At 69.6% G+C, this 15603-nt stretch carries 12 protein-coding genes and 1 pseudogene; 8 read left to right on the forward strand and 5 right to left on the reverse strand.

Annotation, left to right across the window (positions count from 1 at the left end):
* Together CW359_RS30115 and CW359_RS30120 are read left to right on the forward strand one after the other, a co-directional pair.
* Nucleotides 1-994, forward strand: a 994-nt coding sequence (locus CW359_RS30115; RefSeq protein WP_198655440.1) for an SUKH-4 family immunity protein, incomplete at its 5' end; no start/stop codon positions are given.
* A gap of 162 nt (nucleotides 995-1156) precedes the next feature.
* Nucleotides 1157-2035 (forward strand): cellulose-binding protein, encoded by an 879-nt coding sequence (locus CW359_RS30120; protein ID WP_105973345.1) that lies wholly within the window; start codon nucleotides 1157-1159, stop codon nucleotides 2033-2035.
* A gap of 61 nt (nucleotides 2036-2096) precedes the next feature.
* On the opposite strand, the gene CW359_RS30125 is transcribed toward CW359_RS30120, so the two are convergent.
* Nucleotides 2097-3644: an MFS transporter gene (locus CW359_RS30125; RefSeq protein WP_105973346.1), complete on the reverse strand. Its 1548-nt coding sequence runs from the start codon at nucleotides 3642-3644 to the stop codon at nucleotides 2097-2099.
* Nucleotides 3645-4031: 387 nt separating this feature from the next.
* Between CW359_RS30125 and CW359_RS30130 the strand changes: the two genes are divergently transcribed.
* Together CW359_RS30130 and CW359_RS30135 are read left to right on the forward strand one after the other, a co-directional pair.
* On the forward strand, nucleotides 4032-4820 hold the full coding sequence (locus tag CW359_RS30130) for an ABC transporter ATP-binding protein (RefSeq protein WP_105973347.1): 789 nt from the start codon (nucleotides 4032-4034) through the stop codon (nucleotides 4818-4820).
* Nucleotides 4817-7390 (forward strand): ABC transporter permease, encoded by a 2574-nt coding sequence (locus tag CW359_RS30135; RefSeq protein WP_105973348.1) that lies wholly within the window; start codon nucleotides 4817-4819, stop codon nucleotides 7388-7390. Before CW359_RS30130 ends, CW359_RS30135 begins: the two co-directional genes overlap by 4 nt.
* 146 nt (nucleotides 7391-7536) lie before the next feature.
* Here the strand turns inward: CW359_RS30135 and CW359_RS30140 are convergent.
* Nucleotides 7537-7782: pseudogene (locus CW359_RS30140) on the reverse strand (ATP-binding protein); the annotation flags it as partial.
* A gap of 263 nt (nucleotides 7783-8045) precedes the next feature.
* Here CW359_RS30140 and CW359_RS45995 point away from each other — a divergent pair.
* The gene (locus tag CW359_RS45995; RefSeq protein ID WP_198655441.1) at nucleotides 8046-8405 is read left to right on the forward strand and encodes a hypothetical protein; all 360 of its coding nucleotides are present in this window, start codon (nucleotides 8046-8048) and stop codon (nucleotides 8403-8405) included.
* Nucleotides 8406-8831: 426 nt separating this feature from the next.
* On the opposite strand, the gene CW359_RS30150 is transcribed toward CW359_RS45995, so the two are convergent.
* Together CW359_RS30150 and CW359_RS30155 are read right to left on the reverse strand one after the other, a co-directional pair.
* The gene (locus tag CW359_RS30150; RefSeq protein WP_105973349.1) at nucleotides 8832-9170 is read right to left on the reverse strand and encodes an XRE family transcriptional regulator; all 339 of its coding nucleotides are present in this window, start codon (nucleotides 9168-9170) and stop codon (nucleotides 8832-8834) included.
* Nucleotides 9167-9553 (reverse strand): type II toxin-antitoxin system RelE/ParE family toxin, encoded by a 387-nt coding sequence (locus CW359_RS30155; protein WP_105973350.1) that lies wholly within the window; start codon nucleotides 9551-9553, stop codon nucleotides 9167-9169. Before CW359_RS30155 ends, CW359_RS30150 begins: the two co-directional genes overlap by 4 nt.
* Nucleotides 9554-9945: 392 nt before the next feature.
* Between CW359_RS30155 and mfd the strand changes: the two genes are divergently transcribed.
* The gene (gene mfd, locus CW359_RS30160; protein ID WP_105973351.1) at nucleotides 9946-13476 is read left to right on the forward strand and encodes a transcription-repair coupling factor; all 3531 of its coding nucleotides are present in this window, start codon (nucleotides 9946-9948) and stop codon (nucleotides 13474-13476) included.
* A 138-nt stretch (nucleotides 13477-13614) separates the two neighbouring features.
* Here the strand turns inward: mfd and CW359_RS30165 are convergent, their stop codons facing one another.
* Nucleotides 13615-13803, reverse strand: coding sequence for an Rv0909 family putative TA system antitoxin (locus CW359_RS30165; protein WP_105973352.1), 189 nt, complete (start codon nucleotides 13801-13803; stop codon nucleotides 13615-13617).
* 185 nt (nucleotides 13804-13988) lie between these two features.
* Here CW359_RS30165 and CW359_RS30170 point away from each other — a divergent pair, with 185 nt between their 5' ends.
* Both CW359_RS30170 and CW359_RS30175 read left to right on the forward strand, forming a co-directional pair.
* Nucleotides 13989-14753 carry an HNH endonuclease family protein gene (locus CW359_RS30170; RefSeq protein ID WP_198655446.1) on the forward strand — a complete coding sequence of 255 codons (765 nt, stop codon included), beginning with the start codon at nucleotides 13989-13991 and terminating at the stop codon, nucleotides 14751-14753.
* Between the two features lie 108 nt (nucleotides 14754-14861).
* Complete coding sequence (locus CW359_RS30175; RefSeq protein WP_105973353.1) at nucleotides 14862-15602, forward strand: GNAT family N-acetyltransferase; 741 nt, start codon at nucleotides 14862-14864, stop codon at nucleotides 15600-15602.
* Nucleotide 15603 lies beyond the last annotated feature (1 nt).

The following is a 15603-nucleotide window of genomic DNA, read 5'->3' on the forward strand; positions in this document are numbered from 1 at the left end:
CGGCTCCCCCCCGCCGGGCCAGCCCACGGTCGGGCCCGGCTATCAGGCCGTCCTCCGGTACCGCGCGCCCGACGGGTCGGAGCAGCAGGTCATCCGGCGGTCCGCGCCGGGGACGCCGCATCCGGAGTGGCAGATCTTTCACGAGCTGCGCGGGATGAACATCCCGCCGGACCAAGTCCTCGAGCTCCACACGGAGTTGGAGAGCTGCGAGCTGCCGGGTGCCTACTGCGCGCGCATGATCCGCGAGCAGTGGCCGAACGCCCGGATCACCAGCATCGCCCCCTACGGCACCGACCACGCGAGCCGTCAGCAGGGCATGGCCCAACTCCTCGCGCACCAGGGCGAGTTGCACCAGGTCGCCGACGGACCCGCCCGCCCGGGGCCGGTACGCGCGCCGCTGCCGCCCGTGCAGCCCGCGCCGCCGATCCCGCCGGAGTCGGTCGCGCAGGAGCTGGCGGGGGCGTTCGGGCCGGGGGTGTTCCGGTTCGACCAGGCCGCGGTGTCCCGGCAGGGGGTGCCGCCGATCGTGGCGCACACCCTGGTCGTCGCCGGACTGCCCGCCGACATGGGGCCGTTCTTCTGGGCGCAGGCCCAGCCGGGCCGACCCGTGCCGACGCTCGCCGAACTCGCGCAGGAGCGCGGGGTGCGGCCGGCGGCCGACGCGGGCTCCTACCTCGTCATGGGCAGCGACTTCGGCAAGGCGATCTGCGTCCAGTACGGGACCGCCAACATCGTCGCCGTACCCGTGGAGGCGGGCCCGGGCGGAGCACCCGTACCGCCCCAGTTCGTGAACACGGGGCTGCCCGAGTTCGCGCGCTGCCTCGCCCTGCTCGGCCGGATGTGGCGGCTGCGCTACGGCCTGAACCAGGAGCAGGCGGGCCGCTGGACCGTCGACTTCCAGGCCCAGCTCGCCTCCCTCGACCCGGCGGCGCTCGGCTCGCCGGAGAGCTGGTGGTCGGTGCTGCTTGAGCAGATGTGGGACGGGTTGCTGTAGCCGTTCGAGAAGCGAGAGGGGGGTGGGCTGCCGCACGGCGACCCACCCCCCTCTCGCATGTCTGGCGTGACCTTGCCCGGAGTGTCGCGTTAGGCACATTTCATCCCTATCCATCAAGATGTGCGCGAAATCATTACTTCGTACGTGGAGAGGGGTTGCAGGATGAGCAACGCAGCGATTCTCGGAGCCGGACGAGGGCGCGGTTACCGGCCCGACCAGGTCGACGCGTACGCCGCCGCCCTCTCCGCGGAGCGGGACGCCGCCTGGGAACGGGCCGCCCGGCTGACCGTGCTGGCCAGGGACATGGACGCGGAGTCGGCCCGCCTGCGGGACGTCGTCGCCCGGCTCGCCCCGCAGACGTACGACAGCCTGGGTGAACGCGCCCACCGGCTCTGGGAGTTGGGCGCCGAGGAGGCCGACGCCGTACGGGAGCGGGGCCGGAGCGAGGCGCGGCAGCTGGTCGCGGTGGCCGAGGCCCGCGCCGACGCCCTGCGCGCGAGCGCGGAGGACGCCGCCGAAGCCGTACGTGCCGAGGCCGACGAACGTGCCAGGCACCGGCTGCTCGCCGCCCGCGCCGAGGCCGACGAGATCCGGATCGGCGCCCGGCGGGTCGTCAAGGAGGGGCGCGGGGAGGCGCTGGCCGCGCTGCGGGAGATGCGGTCGCGGACCTCGGGGCTGCTCGCCGAGCAGGAGAAGGAGTACGCCGACCGGTGGGCCGAGCTGGAACGGCTCGCCGCCGAGCGCGAAGTCGCCCTGGACGCACGGCACATGGAGCGGGTGACGGCCGCCGAGGCCGCGCTGTCCGAGGCCAGGCTCGCCTTCGCCGAGGCCGAGGAGTCGGTCGGCCGCAGCGACGACGAGGCCCGCGCCCGCGCCGCCGAGATCCTCGGCGAGGCCCGCGTCCAGGAGGACCGCATCGCCCGCGAGACGGAGCGTGTGCTGCGCGAGCACGGGGAGGAGTGGGACGACGTACAGGCCCACATGGACCACGTACGCAGCAGCCTCACCGCGCTCACGGGACGGGCCGCGGCGGCCGAATAGCTTCCGTATGGCTCCCGTACGGCTTCCGTACGGCTTCCGTCGCTGGGCCCCAAGTCGTGGGCTAGGGGCTCTCCTTGAGGACCGGGAAGCGGCGCGGCGCCAGTACCAGCAGCGCCACGAACGCCAGTGCCGCCGCTCCCGCCGCGCCGAAGTACACCGCGTGCACCGCGTCCGCGACGGCCCGCCGGGTCGCCTCCGGCGCGGCGCTCGTGCCCAACTCCCTTGCCACCGTGTCCAGATCGCCCGCGTCGCCGAGCCGGGACGCGAGTACGCCGTTGGCGACCGCGCCGAACAGGGCCGCGCCGATCGTCTGCCCGGTCTGCCGGCAGAAGAGGACCGACGCCGTCGCCGTACCCCGCTCCGACCAGCCGACCGTCGACTGCACCCCGACTATCAGGGGGAGTTGGAAGAGCCCGAGCGCGCCGCCGAGCAGCAGCATCAGGAGCGTGGGCTGCCAGGCGGAGCCGGGGTAGGGGAGGAAGGGGAACGCCAGCAGGACCAGGGTGGCCGTGCCGATGCCGAGCAGCGCCGTGTCGCGGAAGCCGATCCTGCGGTACACGTGCTGGCTCAGCGCCGCCGACACCGGCCAGCTCAACGTCCATACGGACAGCACGAATCCGGCCGCTATCGGGGCCAGCCCGAGTACCGACTGGGCGTACGTCGGCAGGAACACCGTCGGCGCCACCATCAGCAGGCCCAGCGCGCCGAGGGCCACGTTGACCGCCGCGATCGTCGGGCGCTTCCACACCCACCCGGGGATGATCGGCTCCGCCGCCCGGCGTTCGATCACGACCACGAGGAACACCAGCGCAAGTCCCGTACAGAGCAGGGTGGTCGACTGCCAGGACAGCCACCGCCAGGCGACTCCGCCCTGGACGAGGGCCGTCAGCAGTACGCCGCCGCACGCGAATACCGCGAGCGCGCCGGCCCAGTCGATGCGCGGGCGGGGGCCGGAGGTGTCGCGCTGCGGTTCGTGGAGGTGGCGGACGAGGAGCCACAACGCCACCGCTCCGACAGGGAGGTTGACGAGGAAGATCCAGCGCCAGTCGGCGTAGGCCGCCAACACCCCTCCCACGGCAGGGCCCGCCACCGCTGAGACCGCCCATACGGTCGACAACTTCGCCTGGATCCGCGGGCGTTGTTCGAGCGGGTACAGGTCGGCGGCGAGCGTCTGGACCGTGCCCTGGAGGGCGCCGCCGCCCAGGCCCTGGACGATCCGGAAGGCGATCAGCGCGCCCATGTTCCAGGCCAGTGCGCAGAGCAGGGAGCCGAGGAGGAACAGGGCGCTGCCGACGACCAGGACCGGTTTGCGGCCGAAGGTGTCGGAGAGCTTGCCGTACACGGGGAGGGTGACCGTGACGGCGAGCAGATAGCCCGAGAACAGCCAGGAGAACACGGAGAAGCCGCCGAGGTCGCCGACGATCTGCGGTACGGCCGTCGACACGATGGTGGAGTCGAGCGCGGCCAGCGCCATCGAGAGCATCAGCGCGGCGACGACCGCACCCCGCCGCTTGCCGGGTTCGGCACCGGCGCCGGTGCGCTGCGGGGTGCCGGGTGTCGTGGGTCTCGTACGGCGACTGCTGCCCACCGGGTTCCTTTCCCCCTGCATCTATCTGCCGCCGACCACTCTGCCACTTGACCCGCACACGGCAAACCTGAGTCGGCAACCCCGAGACGTGGTCCTCCGGAGGGTGGACAGCCCCTAGGGGGACCTCCGTACTTCGGCTCGGGGAGGGTTCGTACCGACGGAGGACGAGATGGGGCGCCCACCGTCCTTAACCTGGTCTTATGCCGCTCGGGGGCGGCGTACCTGACCACCGGGGGTGGGGTTTTCCCCCGCACAAGACTGCGCTGGGCGTCAGAGACCCGGACCCCCTCCCGACAGCAGACTCATACACGTACCGAAGAGCGGCGACGCACTACCGGCCGCCGGCGGACCACCTGCCACCACCGGCTATCAGTGCGGCTTCGCACTGACCGACTTAGGAGACATACCGTGACATCGGCTGTGACCATCACCAGGCACGGGGGCACTGGAGGACGTACGGCCGTTGCCGCCCGGGCGCGGCAGGTCGTCAAGGCGTACGGGTCCGGTGAGACCCGCGTCGTCGCCCTGGACCATGTGGACGTGGACATCGCGCGGGGACAGTTCACCGCGATCATGGGCCCCTCGGGGTCCGGCAAGTCCACCCTCATGCACTGCCTCGCCGGACTCGACACCGTCACCAGCGGCCAGATCCATCTCGACGACACCGAGATCACCGGGCTCAAGGACAAGAAGCTGACCCAACTGCGCCGGGACCGGGTGGGGTTCATCTTCCAGGCGTTCAACCTGCTGCCGACGCTCAGCGCGTTGGAGAACATCACGCTGCCCATGGACATAGCGGGCCGCAAGCCCGACAAGGGCTGGCTGGCGCAGGTCGTGGAGACGGTCGGGTTGAAGGACCGGCTCAAGCACCGGCCCAACCAGCTCTCCGGCGGCCAGCAGCAACGCGTCGCCGTGGCAAGGGCGTTGGCCGCCCGGCCCGAGATCATCTTCGGCGACGAGCCGACCGGCAACCTCGACTCCCGTGCGGGCGCTGAGGTGTTGGGCTTCCTGCGCCGCTCGGTGGACGAGCTGGGCCAGACCATCGTCATGGTCACGCACGACCCGGTGGCCGCCTCGTACGCGGACCGTGTCCTGTACCTGGCCGACGGCCGGATCGTCGACGAGATGTTCCGGCCGACCGCCGACAGTGTCCTCGACCGGATGAAGGACTTCGACGCCCGGGGGCGTACGTCATGACTGTGCTGAAGACCTCGATGCGCAACTTCTTCGCGCACAAGGGCCGGATGGCCCTCTCGGCGGTGGCCGTGATGCTGTCGGTGGCGTTCGTGTGCGGGACGCTCGTCTTCACGGACACCATGAACACGACGTTCGACAAACTCTTCTCGACCACGGCACCCGACGTCACGGTCTCCCCGAAGGGCGCCAAGAGCGACGGCAGCACCCCGCAGAACGGGGTTCCGGAGTCGATGCCGGCCTCCGTGCTGGCGCAGGCGCAGCAGGCGCAGGGCGTCAAGTCGGCGGAGGGCGCGGTCAGTTCGATGAACGTGACCGTCGTCGACAGCGACAACGACAACATGGGCTCCAGCACCGGGGCCCCGACCATCGCGGGCAACTGGACGCGCAACGACCTGCGTTCGATGGAGATCACCAGCGGACACGCACCGCGCGGGCCCACCGAGGTGATGGTCGACGCGGACACCGCCGACAAGCACGACCTGAAGCTGGGCGACGAGCTGCGCACGATCGCGCAGACCGGTGACATCAAGGCGCGGATCGTCGGCATCGCCACCTTCAAGGTGACCAACCCGGGCGCCGCGGTCGTGTACTTCGACACGGCCACCGCACAGCGCGAACTCCTGGGCGCCACGGGCCGGTTCACCCAGCTGAACGTCACGGCGGAGGGCGGGGTGAGTGATGCGCAGCTGAAGCAGAACGTCAGCAACACCCTTACCGCGACCGGTGTGTTCAAGGTGCAGACGCAGAAGGAGTTCTCCGACGAGAGTCGTGAGGGCATCGGCGAGTTCATGAACGTCATCAAGTACGCCATGCTCGGCTTCGCCGGGATCGCGTTCCTGGTCGGCATCTTCCTGATCATCAACACCTTCTCGATGCTGGTCGCCCAGCGCACCCGCGAGATCGGCCTGATGCGGGCGATCGGTTCCTCCCGCAAGCAGGTCAACAGGTCCGTACTGCTGGAGGCGTTGCTGCTCGGCTTCGTCGGTTCGGTCCTCGGTGTCGGCGCGGGGGTCGGCATCGCGGTCGGCCTGATGAAGCTGATGTCGATGGCCGGCATGAACCTCTCCACCGACGACCTCACGATCAAGACGGCCACCCCGGTGATCGGCCTGATCCTCGGCATCGTGGTGACGGTCCTGGCCGCCTACCTCCCGGCCCGCAGGGCGGGCAAGGTCTCCCCGATGGCCGCACTCCGCGACGCGGGCACGCCGGCGGACGGCAAGGCGGGAGTGGTGAGGGGCTTGATAGGCCTGGCGCTGACGGGTGCCGGTGGCTATGCGTTGTTCCTGGCGGCCACGGCGGACAAGGCGAAGGACGGCTCACTGGTCCTGGCCGCGGGCATAGTCCTCTCCCTCATCGGCTTCGTGATCATCGGCCCGCTGCTGGCGGGAGGCGTGGTACGGGTCCTCAGCGCCGTACTCCTGCGGGGCTTCGGCCCGGTCGGCCGCCTCGCCGAACGCAACGCGCTGCGCAACCCGCGCCGTACGGGCGCAACGGGGGCGGCCCTGATGATCGGCCTGGCCCTGGTCGCGTGCCTGTCGGTGGTCGGCTCGTCGATGGTGGCCTCGGCGACGAGTGAGCTGGACGCGTCGGTCGGCGCGGACTTCATCGTCCAGGGCAACCAGCGGTTCGTGCCGCAGGCGGAGCAGGCGATGCGCAACTCGCCGGACCTGGCCCACGTCACCCGCTACAAGGAGGTCGAGGTCACGCTGACGCCGCCCGGAGGCAAGGCCGAGAAGACCGAACTGACGGCCGCAGACCCGACGTACGCCTCCGACCTGCGCCGCGTCACCACGTCGGGCACCCTGACCGCGGCCTACGGCAAGGACGCGATGTCGGTGGGCTCCGGCTACGCCAAGGAGCACGGCGTGAAGGTCGGCGACACGATGACGGTCGCCTTCAAGGGCGGCTCGACGGCCAAGCTCAAGGTCGCCGCGATCACGGACGACGACGTGGCCATCGACAAGGGCTCGCAGTACCTGTCGATCGCGACGATGGAGAGGTACCTCCCGGCCGACAGGATCCCGCCGAGCGACCTGCTGTTCGGCAAGGCGGAGAAGGGCAAGGAGGCGGAGGCCTACGCGGCCCTGAAGAAGGCCCTCGACCCCTACCCGCAGTACCAGGTCCGCGACCAGACCGACTACAAGCAGGAGTTGAAGGACCAGATCGGCCAACTCCTGAACATGGTCTACGGCTTGCTGGCCCTGGCGATCGTGGTGGCGGTACTGGGGGTCGTCAACACCCTGGCGCTGTCGGTGGTGGAACGGACGCGAGAGATCGGCCTGATGCGAGCGATCGGCCTGTCGCGACGTCAACTGCGCCGGATGATCCGCCTGGAGTCGGTGGTGATCGCGTTGTTCGGCGCGCTGCTCGGCCTCGGCCTGGGGATGGGCTGGGGGGCGACGGCTCAGCAACTCCTCGCCCTTGAGGGCCTGAAGGTGCTGGAGATTCCGTGGATGACGATCGGCGGGGTGTTCGCCGGGTCGGCGTTCGTGGGGTTGTTCGCGGCGCTGGTGCCGGCGTTCAGGGCGGGGCGGATGAATGTGCTGAACGCGATCGCTACGGACTGAGCGGCCAGAGGGAACGGGGAACGGGGGTATGGGGGAGCCCGGTGCCGGGGAGTCTGCGGACTTCCTGGCGCCGGGCTTTGTGCTGGGGTGGGGGGGCGGTGGTCCGTCCATTCCCAAGTCGCCTGGTCAATCAGACTTTCCCCTGGTCAGGACGGCCAGGCGTCGGCGACTACAAAGGAGACCACCGTTCCGCCGAAGCGACTGGGTCCGGAGTGCCACGACTCCGCGATCGCGTCGACGAGGAGCAGTCCACGCCCGTGTGCGTCGTTGGCGTCGGGGCGCCGCAGTCGTACGTTCGCGGGGAAGCCCGGGTTGTGCACCTCGACGCGCAGCGAGTTCTCCTCCCGGAACCACTCCACCTGTACGACCCAGGGGTCATCGGCCTGTCCGTAGGCACACAGCCGCAAAATCTGCGGCCACTCGGAAATCGACTACGAGCGCAGCAAGGCTCTACGGCTCAAGAAGCAGCCGCCGGCCCAACTCGCCCCCGACACGGTCCTGGCCCAACCCGTACTGCGCCGGTCAGCGGCGGACCACTACGGACGATCAGACGAGGCCTACGGTCGGTTGACCCATGTCGCCGGGGCCCCTCGATCGACCTGATAAGGATGGGGTCAGAGGTTCAAGTACACGCTCACCGGGAGGGATGCGGCGCATGACGGAGTACACGTGGCCGAACGGTGCGGGGGATCCGACGCCCGAGGACATACGACGGGCCTGGCCGGCAACCGTGACCGCGCTGCCAGTGGGTGCCGCCGTGACTGGCAAGGTCATCGGCCGACAGCGATTCGGCGTGTTCGTAGAGATCGACGGGGTGCCAGACGCGGTGGGTCTGGCGGAGATCTTCGGTTCACCGCCCGGAACCGTCCCTCCCCCACTGGGGTTCGCTATCAGTGGGAGCGTGGTCGATCACGCGGAGCGCAACTTCCAAGTCAGGCTCAGACTCGATGACTGGGGAGACGAACGCGAGCCCCTCCCCCTGGAGCCCAACGAGCGCCCAGGAGTTCCCGCCTGAGGGCGACTGGGCGTTCATGGCACGGGCCCTCGGCGCAGCACGGTTCTACGAGTGACGCCGTGCCCCTTTCGTGCCCGATCACCCGGGAACTGACGGGGAACCACGGTGTGCGCGGCCGGCGCTGGCAGGTCTCTCCTTGGCCATCGACGAAGCCCAGCCGTTGGTTAGGTCCTAGGTTGTACCCGGGCCACCCCCAACAGAACAGGGGATGAAGCTGCTCTACAGAGTTGGACACCTCGGAAGCCGGCCGCGCGTCAGAGACCCTAGCCATGAGCACTGACAATGCGCCCCAAGGGCACGTCCTCTGACACTGTGCGGCTCGCACCACAAGCGCACCAGATCGGGCGGGGAGCAGCGGGGAATCACGGTGAAAGGCCCAGGTCCGAGACCCGGGCCCTGTTGATAGACAAGGGCGTTGCCCGCGCCTCAGGCGACGGTGTACTCCGAGTCCCCGAAGTCCGCGACCACGCGCAATCGACCGCCGAGCGCTTCGACGTACGCCCTGAGGGTCGCAACCTCCGTGCGATCCAGTTCGCCGTGCTCGATCGCGGAGACCCGAGGTGCTGAGACCCCCATCGAGTCGGCCACTTGACGTTGAGTCAACGCCTGTTCCCGCCTGACCTCCGCAAGCTTGTGAGCGCGTACTTCGGCGGTCAGCCGGTCCATGGCTGCCTGCTTCTCCTGAGGTGACCGCACAGGTAGCCCCGCCGCCGCACGCCGCTCGCGCGCCTGGCGCTTGGTCTCCTCCCAGCTCACGGTGCTCATTCGTACTCCCTGGCTTCAAGGTCGCCCAGATGTTCCCGGTACCGCTCCTCAGCAAGCGGGATGTTGCTGTCGTACCAGCGTTGCCAGTTACCGGCCTTGTCGCCGGCCACCAGCAACACTGCTCGGCGCACTGGATCGAAGGCGAAGAGGATGCGGATCTCGCTGCTCCCGGATGAGCCCGGCCTCAGCTCCTTCAGGTGATGGTTCTCGGCACCCTTGATCCGATCGACCAGCGGACGGCCGAGTGTCGGCCCTGTGGCCGCCAGCATGTCGATGGCGTCTTCTACCTGTTCGGCGCTGTCCCAGTCGTCTTCAGCCAGGGCCTCGAACCATGCTGCGACCTCCTTGACAAGGACTACTTCCCATTGAGCCACGACCCTCATGTTAATGCAAGGGTTAACATTGCTGTGATGGCCGGCCGAAGTAGCGAGCTGCCGGCCGACGTGACCCGGGCTGAGTAAACCCCGGGTCCGCTGGAGAGAGCGGCTCGCGTGGGCTCGGTGTCGGCTTCGGTCGGCCAAGGGGCTCAAGCGAAGGTGAGACGGGCGTGCCCGGGATCTGGGCTGGAGAAGCGCCCGGGGTAGGTGAGTGGGAAACACCGTCGCGAGGACCGGGCTGTTCCAGGGGACCAGTGCCGCGCACGTTATCCACAGGCGCCGCGTCCATCCCTGCGGCGACGTACCCTGGACACCCCCCGGCCCGTCACACGTGTCGGGCGGTTCGCGTTGCCCATCCTGCTCGGACCCCAGACGGACCACACACGAAAGCCCCCCTCATGAGCCTGCACGGTCTGCTCGACGTCGTCGTCAAGGACGCCGCCCTCGCGGAAGCGGTCAAGGCCGCCGGTGACGGCAACCGTATGCACGTCGACCTGGTCGGGCCGCCCGCCGCTCGGCCCTTTGCCGTGGCCGCGCTCGCCAGGGAGGCCGGGCGGCCCGTGCTGGCCGTGACCGCGACCGGGCGGGAGGCGGAGGATCTCGCCGCCGCTCTCCGGTCGCTGCTGCCGTCGGACACCGTCGCCGAGTACCCGGCCTGGGAGACCCTCCCGCACGAGCGGCTCTCCCCCCGCAGCGACACCGTCGGCCGCCGCCTCGCCGTACTGCGCCGGCTGACCCACCCCAGCACCGACGACCCGGAGACCGGCCCGGTCTCGGTCGTCGTCGCGCCTGTGCGTTCCGTGCTCCAGCCGCAGGTCAAGGGGCTCGGCGAGCTGGAGCCGGTGGCGTTGCGGACCGGGCGTACGGCCGACCTCGGCACCGTCGTCGAGGCGCTCGCCGCCGCCGCGTACTCGCGCGTCGAGCTGGTCGAGAAACGGGGTGAGTTCGCCGTACGCGGTGGCATTCTCGATGTCTTCCCGCCCACCGAGGAGCACCCCCTCCGGGTGGAGTTCTGGGGCGACGACATCGAGGAGATCCGGTACTTCAAGGTCGCCGACCAGCGGTCCCTCGAAGTCGCCGAGCACGGGCTCTGGGCGCCGCCCTGTCGTGAGCTGCTCCTCACCGACCAGGTGCGGGAGCGGGCCGCCGCCCTTGCCGAGGCCCATCCCGAGCTGGGCGAGCTGCTCGGCAAGATCGCCGAGGGGATCGCCGTCGAGGGCATGGAGTCCCTCGCGCCCGTCCTCGTCGACGACATGGAGCTGCTGCTCGACGTCCTGCCCAAGGGCGCCATGGCCGTCGTATGCGATCCGGAGCGGGTGCGGACGCGGGCCGCGGATCTGGTGGCGACCTCGCACGAGTTCCTCCAGGCGTCCTGGGCGGCCACCGCGGGCGGCGGCGAGGCGCCCATCGACGTCGGCGCGGCCTCACTGTGGTCCATCGCCGATGTACGGGACCGGGCGCGCGAGCTGGACATGATGTGGTGGTCCGTCTCGCCCTTCGCCGCCGATGAAGAACTCGACGCGGACACGCTCAAGCTGGGCATGCACGCGCCCGAGACCTACCGCGGTGACACCGCGAAGGCCCTCGCCGATACCAAGGGCTGGCTCGCGGACGGCTGGCGCGCGGTGTACGTCACCGAGGCGCACGGCCCGGCCGCCCGTACGGTCGAGGTGCTCGGCGGCGAGGGCATCGCGGCCCGGCTGGAGTCCGACCTGGCCTCCCTGACGCCCTCCGTCGTACAGGTGGCCTGCGGCTCGATCGACTTCGGGTTCGTCGATACGAAGCTGAAGCTCGCGGTGCTCACCGAGACCGACCTCACCGGGCAGAAGGCCGCCGGCAAGGACGGCGCCCGTATGCCCGCCCGGCGCCGCAAGACCATCGACCCGCTGACCCTCGAAACCGGCGACTACATCGTGCACGAGCAGCACGGCGTGGGCCGGTACGTCGAGATGGTGCAGCGGACCGTGCAGGGTGCGACCCGTGAGTATCTGGTCGTCGAGTACGCGCCCGCCAAGCGGGGGCAGCCCGGCGACCGGCTCTACATTCCCACCGACCAGCTCGAACAGATCACCAAGTACGTCGGTGGCGAGGCACCCACGCTTCACCGGCTCGGCGGCGCCGACTGGACCAAGACCAAGGCCCGCGCCAAGAAGGCCGTCAAGGAGATCGCCGCCGACCTCATCAAGCTGTACAGCGCGCGGATGGCGGCGCCCGGGCATGCCTTCGGGCCCGACACGCCCTGGCAGCGTGAGCTGGAGGACGCCTTCCCGTACGCCGAGACGCCCGACCAGTTGACCACCATCGCCGAGGTCAAGGACGACATGGAGAAGACGGTCCCGATGGACCGCCTGATCTGCGGCGACGTCGGCTACGGCAAGACGGAGATCGCGGTCCGGGCCGCCTTCAAGGCCGTTCAGGACGGCAAGCAGGTGGCTGTCCTCGTCCCCACAACTCTCCTTGTGCAGCAGCACTTTGGGACCTTCGGTGAGCGGTACTCCCAATTCCCCGTCAATGTGCGGGCGTTGAGCCGGTTCCAGACCGACGCCGAGGCCAAGGCCACCTTGGAGGGCTTGCGAGAAGGGTCTGTCGACGTCGTCATCGGTACGCATCGGCTCTTCTCCTCCGAGACCAAGTTCAAGGACCTCGGGCTCGTCATCGTCGACGAGGAGCAGCGGTTCGGCGTCGAGCACAAGGAGCAGTTGAAGAAGCTGCGCGCGAATGTGGACGTGCTGACCATGTCCGCGACCCCTATTCCCCGTACGCTCGAAATGGCCGTAACCGGCATCCGCGAGATGTCGACGATCACCACCCCGCCCGAGGAACGCCACCCGGTGCTGACCTTCGTCGGGCCGTACGAGGAGAAGCAGATCGGCGCCGCCATCCGCCGTGAACTCCTGCGCGAGGGCCAGGTGTTCTACATCCACAACCGGGTCGAGTCCATCGACCGGGCCGCGGCACGGCTCCGGGAGATCGTCCCCGAGGCGCGGATCGCGACCGCCCACGGCCAGATGTCCGAGCAGGCGCTTGAGCAGGTCGTCGTCGACTTCTGGGAGAAGCGGTACGACGTCCTCGTATCGACGACGATCGTCGAGTCCGGCATCGACATCTCCAACGCCAACACGCTGATCGTGGAGCGCGGTGACAACTTCGGGCTCTCCCAACTGCACCAGCTGCGCGGGCGAGTCGGGCGTGGGCGCGAGCGTGGGTACGCGTACTTCCTCTACCCGCCGGAGAAGCCGCTCACCGAGACCGCGCACGAACGGCTCGCGACCATCGCCCAGCACACCGAGATGGGCGCCGGTATGTACGTCGCCATGAAGGACCTGGAGATCCGCGGCGCCGGAAACCTCCTCGGCGGCGAACAGTCCGGGCACATCGCGGGAGTCGGCTTCGACCTGTACGTACGGATGGTCGGCGAGGCCGTCGCCGACTACCGGGCCTCGCTTGAGGGCGGGGTGGAGGAGGAGCCGCCGCTCGAAGTCAAGATCGAGCTGCCCGTCGACGCCCACGTCCCGCACGACTACGCCCCCGGCGAGCGCCTGCGCCTGGCCGCCTACCGCTCCATCGCCTCCGCCAACACGGAGGCCGACATCAAGGCCGTACGCGAGGAACTCGTCGACCGTTACGGCAAGTTGCCCGAGCCGGTCGAGAACCTGCTGCTCGTGGCCGGGCTGCGGATGCTCGCGCGGGCCTGCGGGGTCGGCGACATCGTGCTCCAGGGCACCAACATCCGTTTCGCGCCGGTGGAGTTGAGGGAGTCGCAGGAGCTGCGGCTGAAGCGGCTCTATCCGGGGACGGTCATCAAGCCCGCCGCCCACCAGATCCTCGTACCGCGTCCCAAGACGGCCAGGGTCGGCGGAAAGCCGTTGGTCGGGCGGGAGTTGCTCGGGTGGACCGGGGAGTTCCTGGCTTCGATCCTGGGGTCCTGAACCGACCCGAGGTAACGAGTGGTCAAGTAGAGGCCGCAACGAATGGTCAAGTAGAGGCCGCCCGTGGACAGTTGGTGTCCGCGGGCGGCCTCTGCTCTGGTCGGTGGGTGGGTCCTCGGGACCTCGGGACCTCCGGGGTCAGGGCTGTTGGGGCCTGTCGCGATCCCGGTCCATGCCGATCGCGCCCTCGATCTTCTGCTGCGCGTCGTCGACCTGGCTCTCGTACTTGTTGCCCGTCCTCTTGTTGATCTGTTTCTCCGCAGTGTCGGAGGCGGTCTGGCCCGCCTTGCCGCGCATCTGCTCCTTGATCTTGTCCAAGATGCCCATCCAGAGCTCCTTCCGGAGGTGAGTCAGCAACGACGATACGCCCGGTATGCGAAATACGCCCCTTGAGCGCCGGTGGGCGCCCTGTGGTGCGGAAACCCCGGCCGCTAGCCTGTCGACCTGTTGACGGGGAAAACGGTCGAACAGTGGAATTCCGTACACGGGGAGCAGGGGAGGGGCGCATCGTGGTGCGTGTGAGGGGTGGGGGCGTGGCCGCCGCTGTCGTACTCGTGGTGATGTTCGGGGCGGGCGGGTGTGACGGTACGACCCTGGGGTCCGCCGGGCCCGAGGAGAGCGCGAGCGGTGCGAACGGCGGGGCGAATGGCGGGGCGAACGGTGGTGGCGGGGGTGCGGCGCTCGCCGCCGTCGACTCGCTGACCGTCAAGGGGCGGGCGCCCAAGACCGGTTACGCCCGGGACCGGTTCGGCAGCGCGTGGGCCGACACCGACTCCAACAAGTGCGACACCCGCGACGACATCCTCATACGGGATCTCGCCGGCGTGAAGTTCCGTAGCGGCGACGACTGCAAGGTGGCCTCGGGGGAGTTGGAGCCCGACCCCTACAGCGGCAAGGACGTGAAGTTCACGCGCGGGCGCAGCGAGGTGGACATCGACCACATCGTCGCCCTCTCGGACGCCTGGCAGAAGGGCGCCAAGTACTGGGACCCCAGCAAGCGCATAGCTCTGGCCAACGACCCGCTCAACCTGCGGGCCGTCGACGCGAGCACCAACCGCAGCAAGGGCGACGGCGACGCGGCGACCTGGCTGCCGCCGAACAAGGCGTACCGCTGCACGTATGTCGCCAACCAGGTCGCCGTGAAGAAGAAGTACGAACTGTGGGTCACGGAGGCGGAGAAGGCCGCGATGAAGAAGGTGCTTTCGGGGTGCGGCGGGCAGAAGCTGCCGACGGGCGGCAACCCGACCTCGGCGCCCGCGCGGTTCCACGCGAGCTGAGTGCGGACGGCGAGGAGCGCAGCAGCCTGTGAGGAGCACGGTCTGCGGGGAGCGCAGGCGATGGGGAGTAATGGGGAGCAGCGGCGGCGGGGAGTACCGTGGCTCCCCATGGAGTTGAAGGTCTCGTCCCTCGCCGAACGCCCCGAGATGTACCGCGCGGTCGTCGAAATGCCGGACACCTGGCCGGAGTTGATGCAGCACGACTTCACCGGCAACGCCCACTACGACCGGATCGCCACCGAACTCCCCGAGTACGTCCTGTTCGCCGAGGACGAGCACGGGGAGGTCGTCGCCCACGCCTACGCCGTACCCTTCGCGCTCGCCCCGCGCGGGGGTGAACTGCCCGCGCGCGGCTGGGACCAGGTGCTGGTGTGGGCGTTCCAGGACCTGCGTGCCGGGACCGCGCCGGACACGGTGAGCGCGATCTCGATCGTCATCGCCCCGCACGCCCAGGGCACGGGACTGTCCGGACGTATGCTCGCCGCGATGCGCGACAACGCCGCCGCCCACGGCTTCCGCGAGGTCGTCGCACCGGTCCGGCCCAGCGCCAAGCACCTGGAGCCGCGTACCCCGATCACCGAGTACGCGTACCGCGTGCGCGCGGACGGCCTGCCCCACGACCCGTGGCTGCGCGTGCACGCCAGAGCCGGCGCCACGATTGCCGCCGTGGCACCGGCTTCGATGTGCATCGCGGCCCCGCTGGAGGAGTGGCGCGCCTGGACCGGCCTGCCCTTCGACCGGGAGGGGGATGTGGAGGTGCCCGGAGCGCTGGTACCGGTGCGGTGCGATCTCGAACATGGGTACGGGGTCTATGTCGAGCCCAATGTGTGGATGCGGCACCGGTTGTGAG

The sequence above is a fragment of the Streptomyces geranii genome (assembly GCF_002954775.1).
In the GTDB taxonomy this organism is placed as follows: domain Bacteria; phylum Actinomycetota; class Actinomycetes; order Streptomycetales; family Streptomycetaceae; genus Streptomyces; species Streptomyces geranii.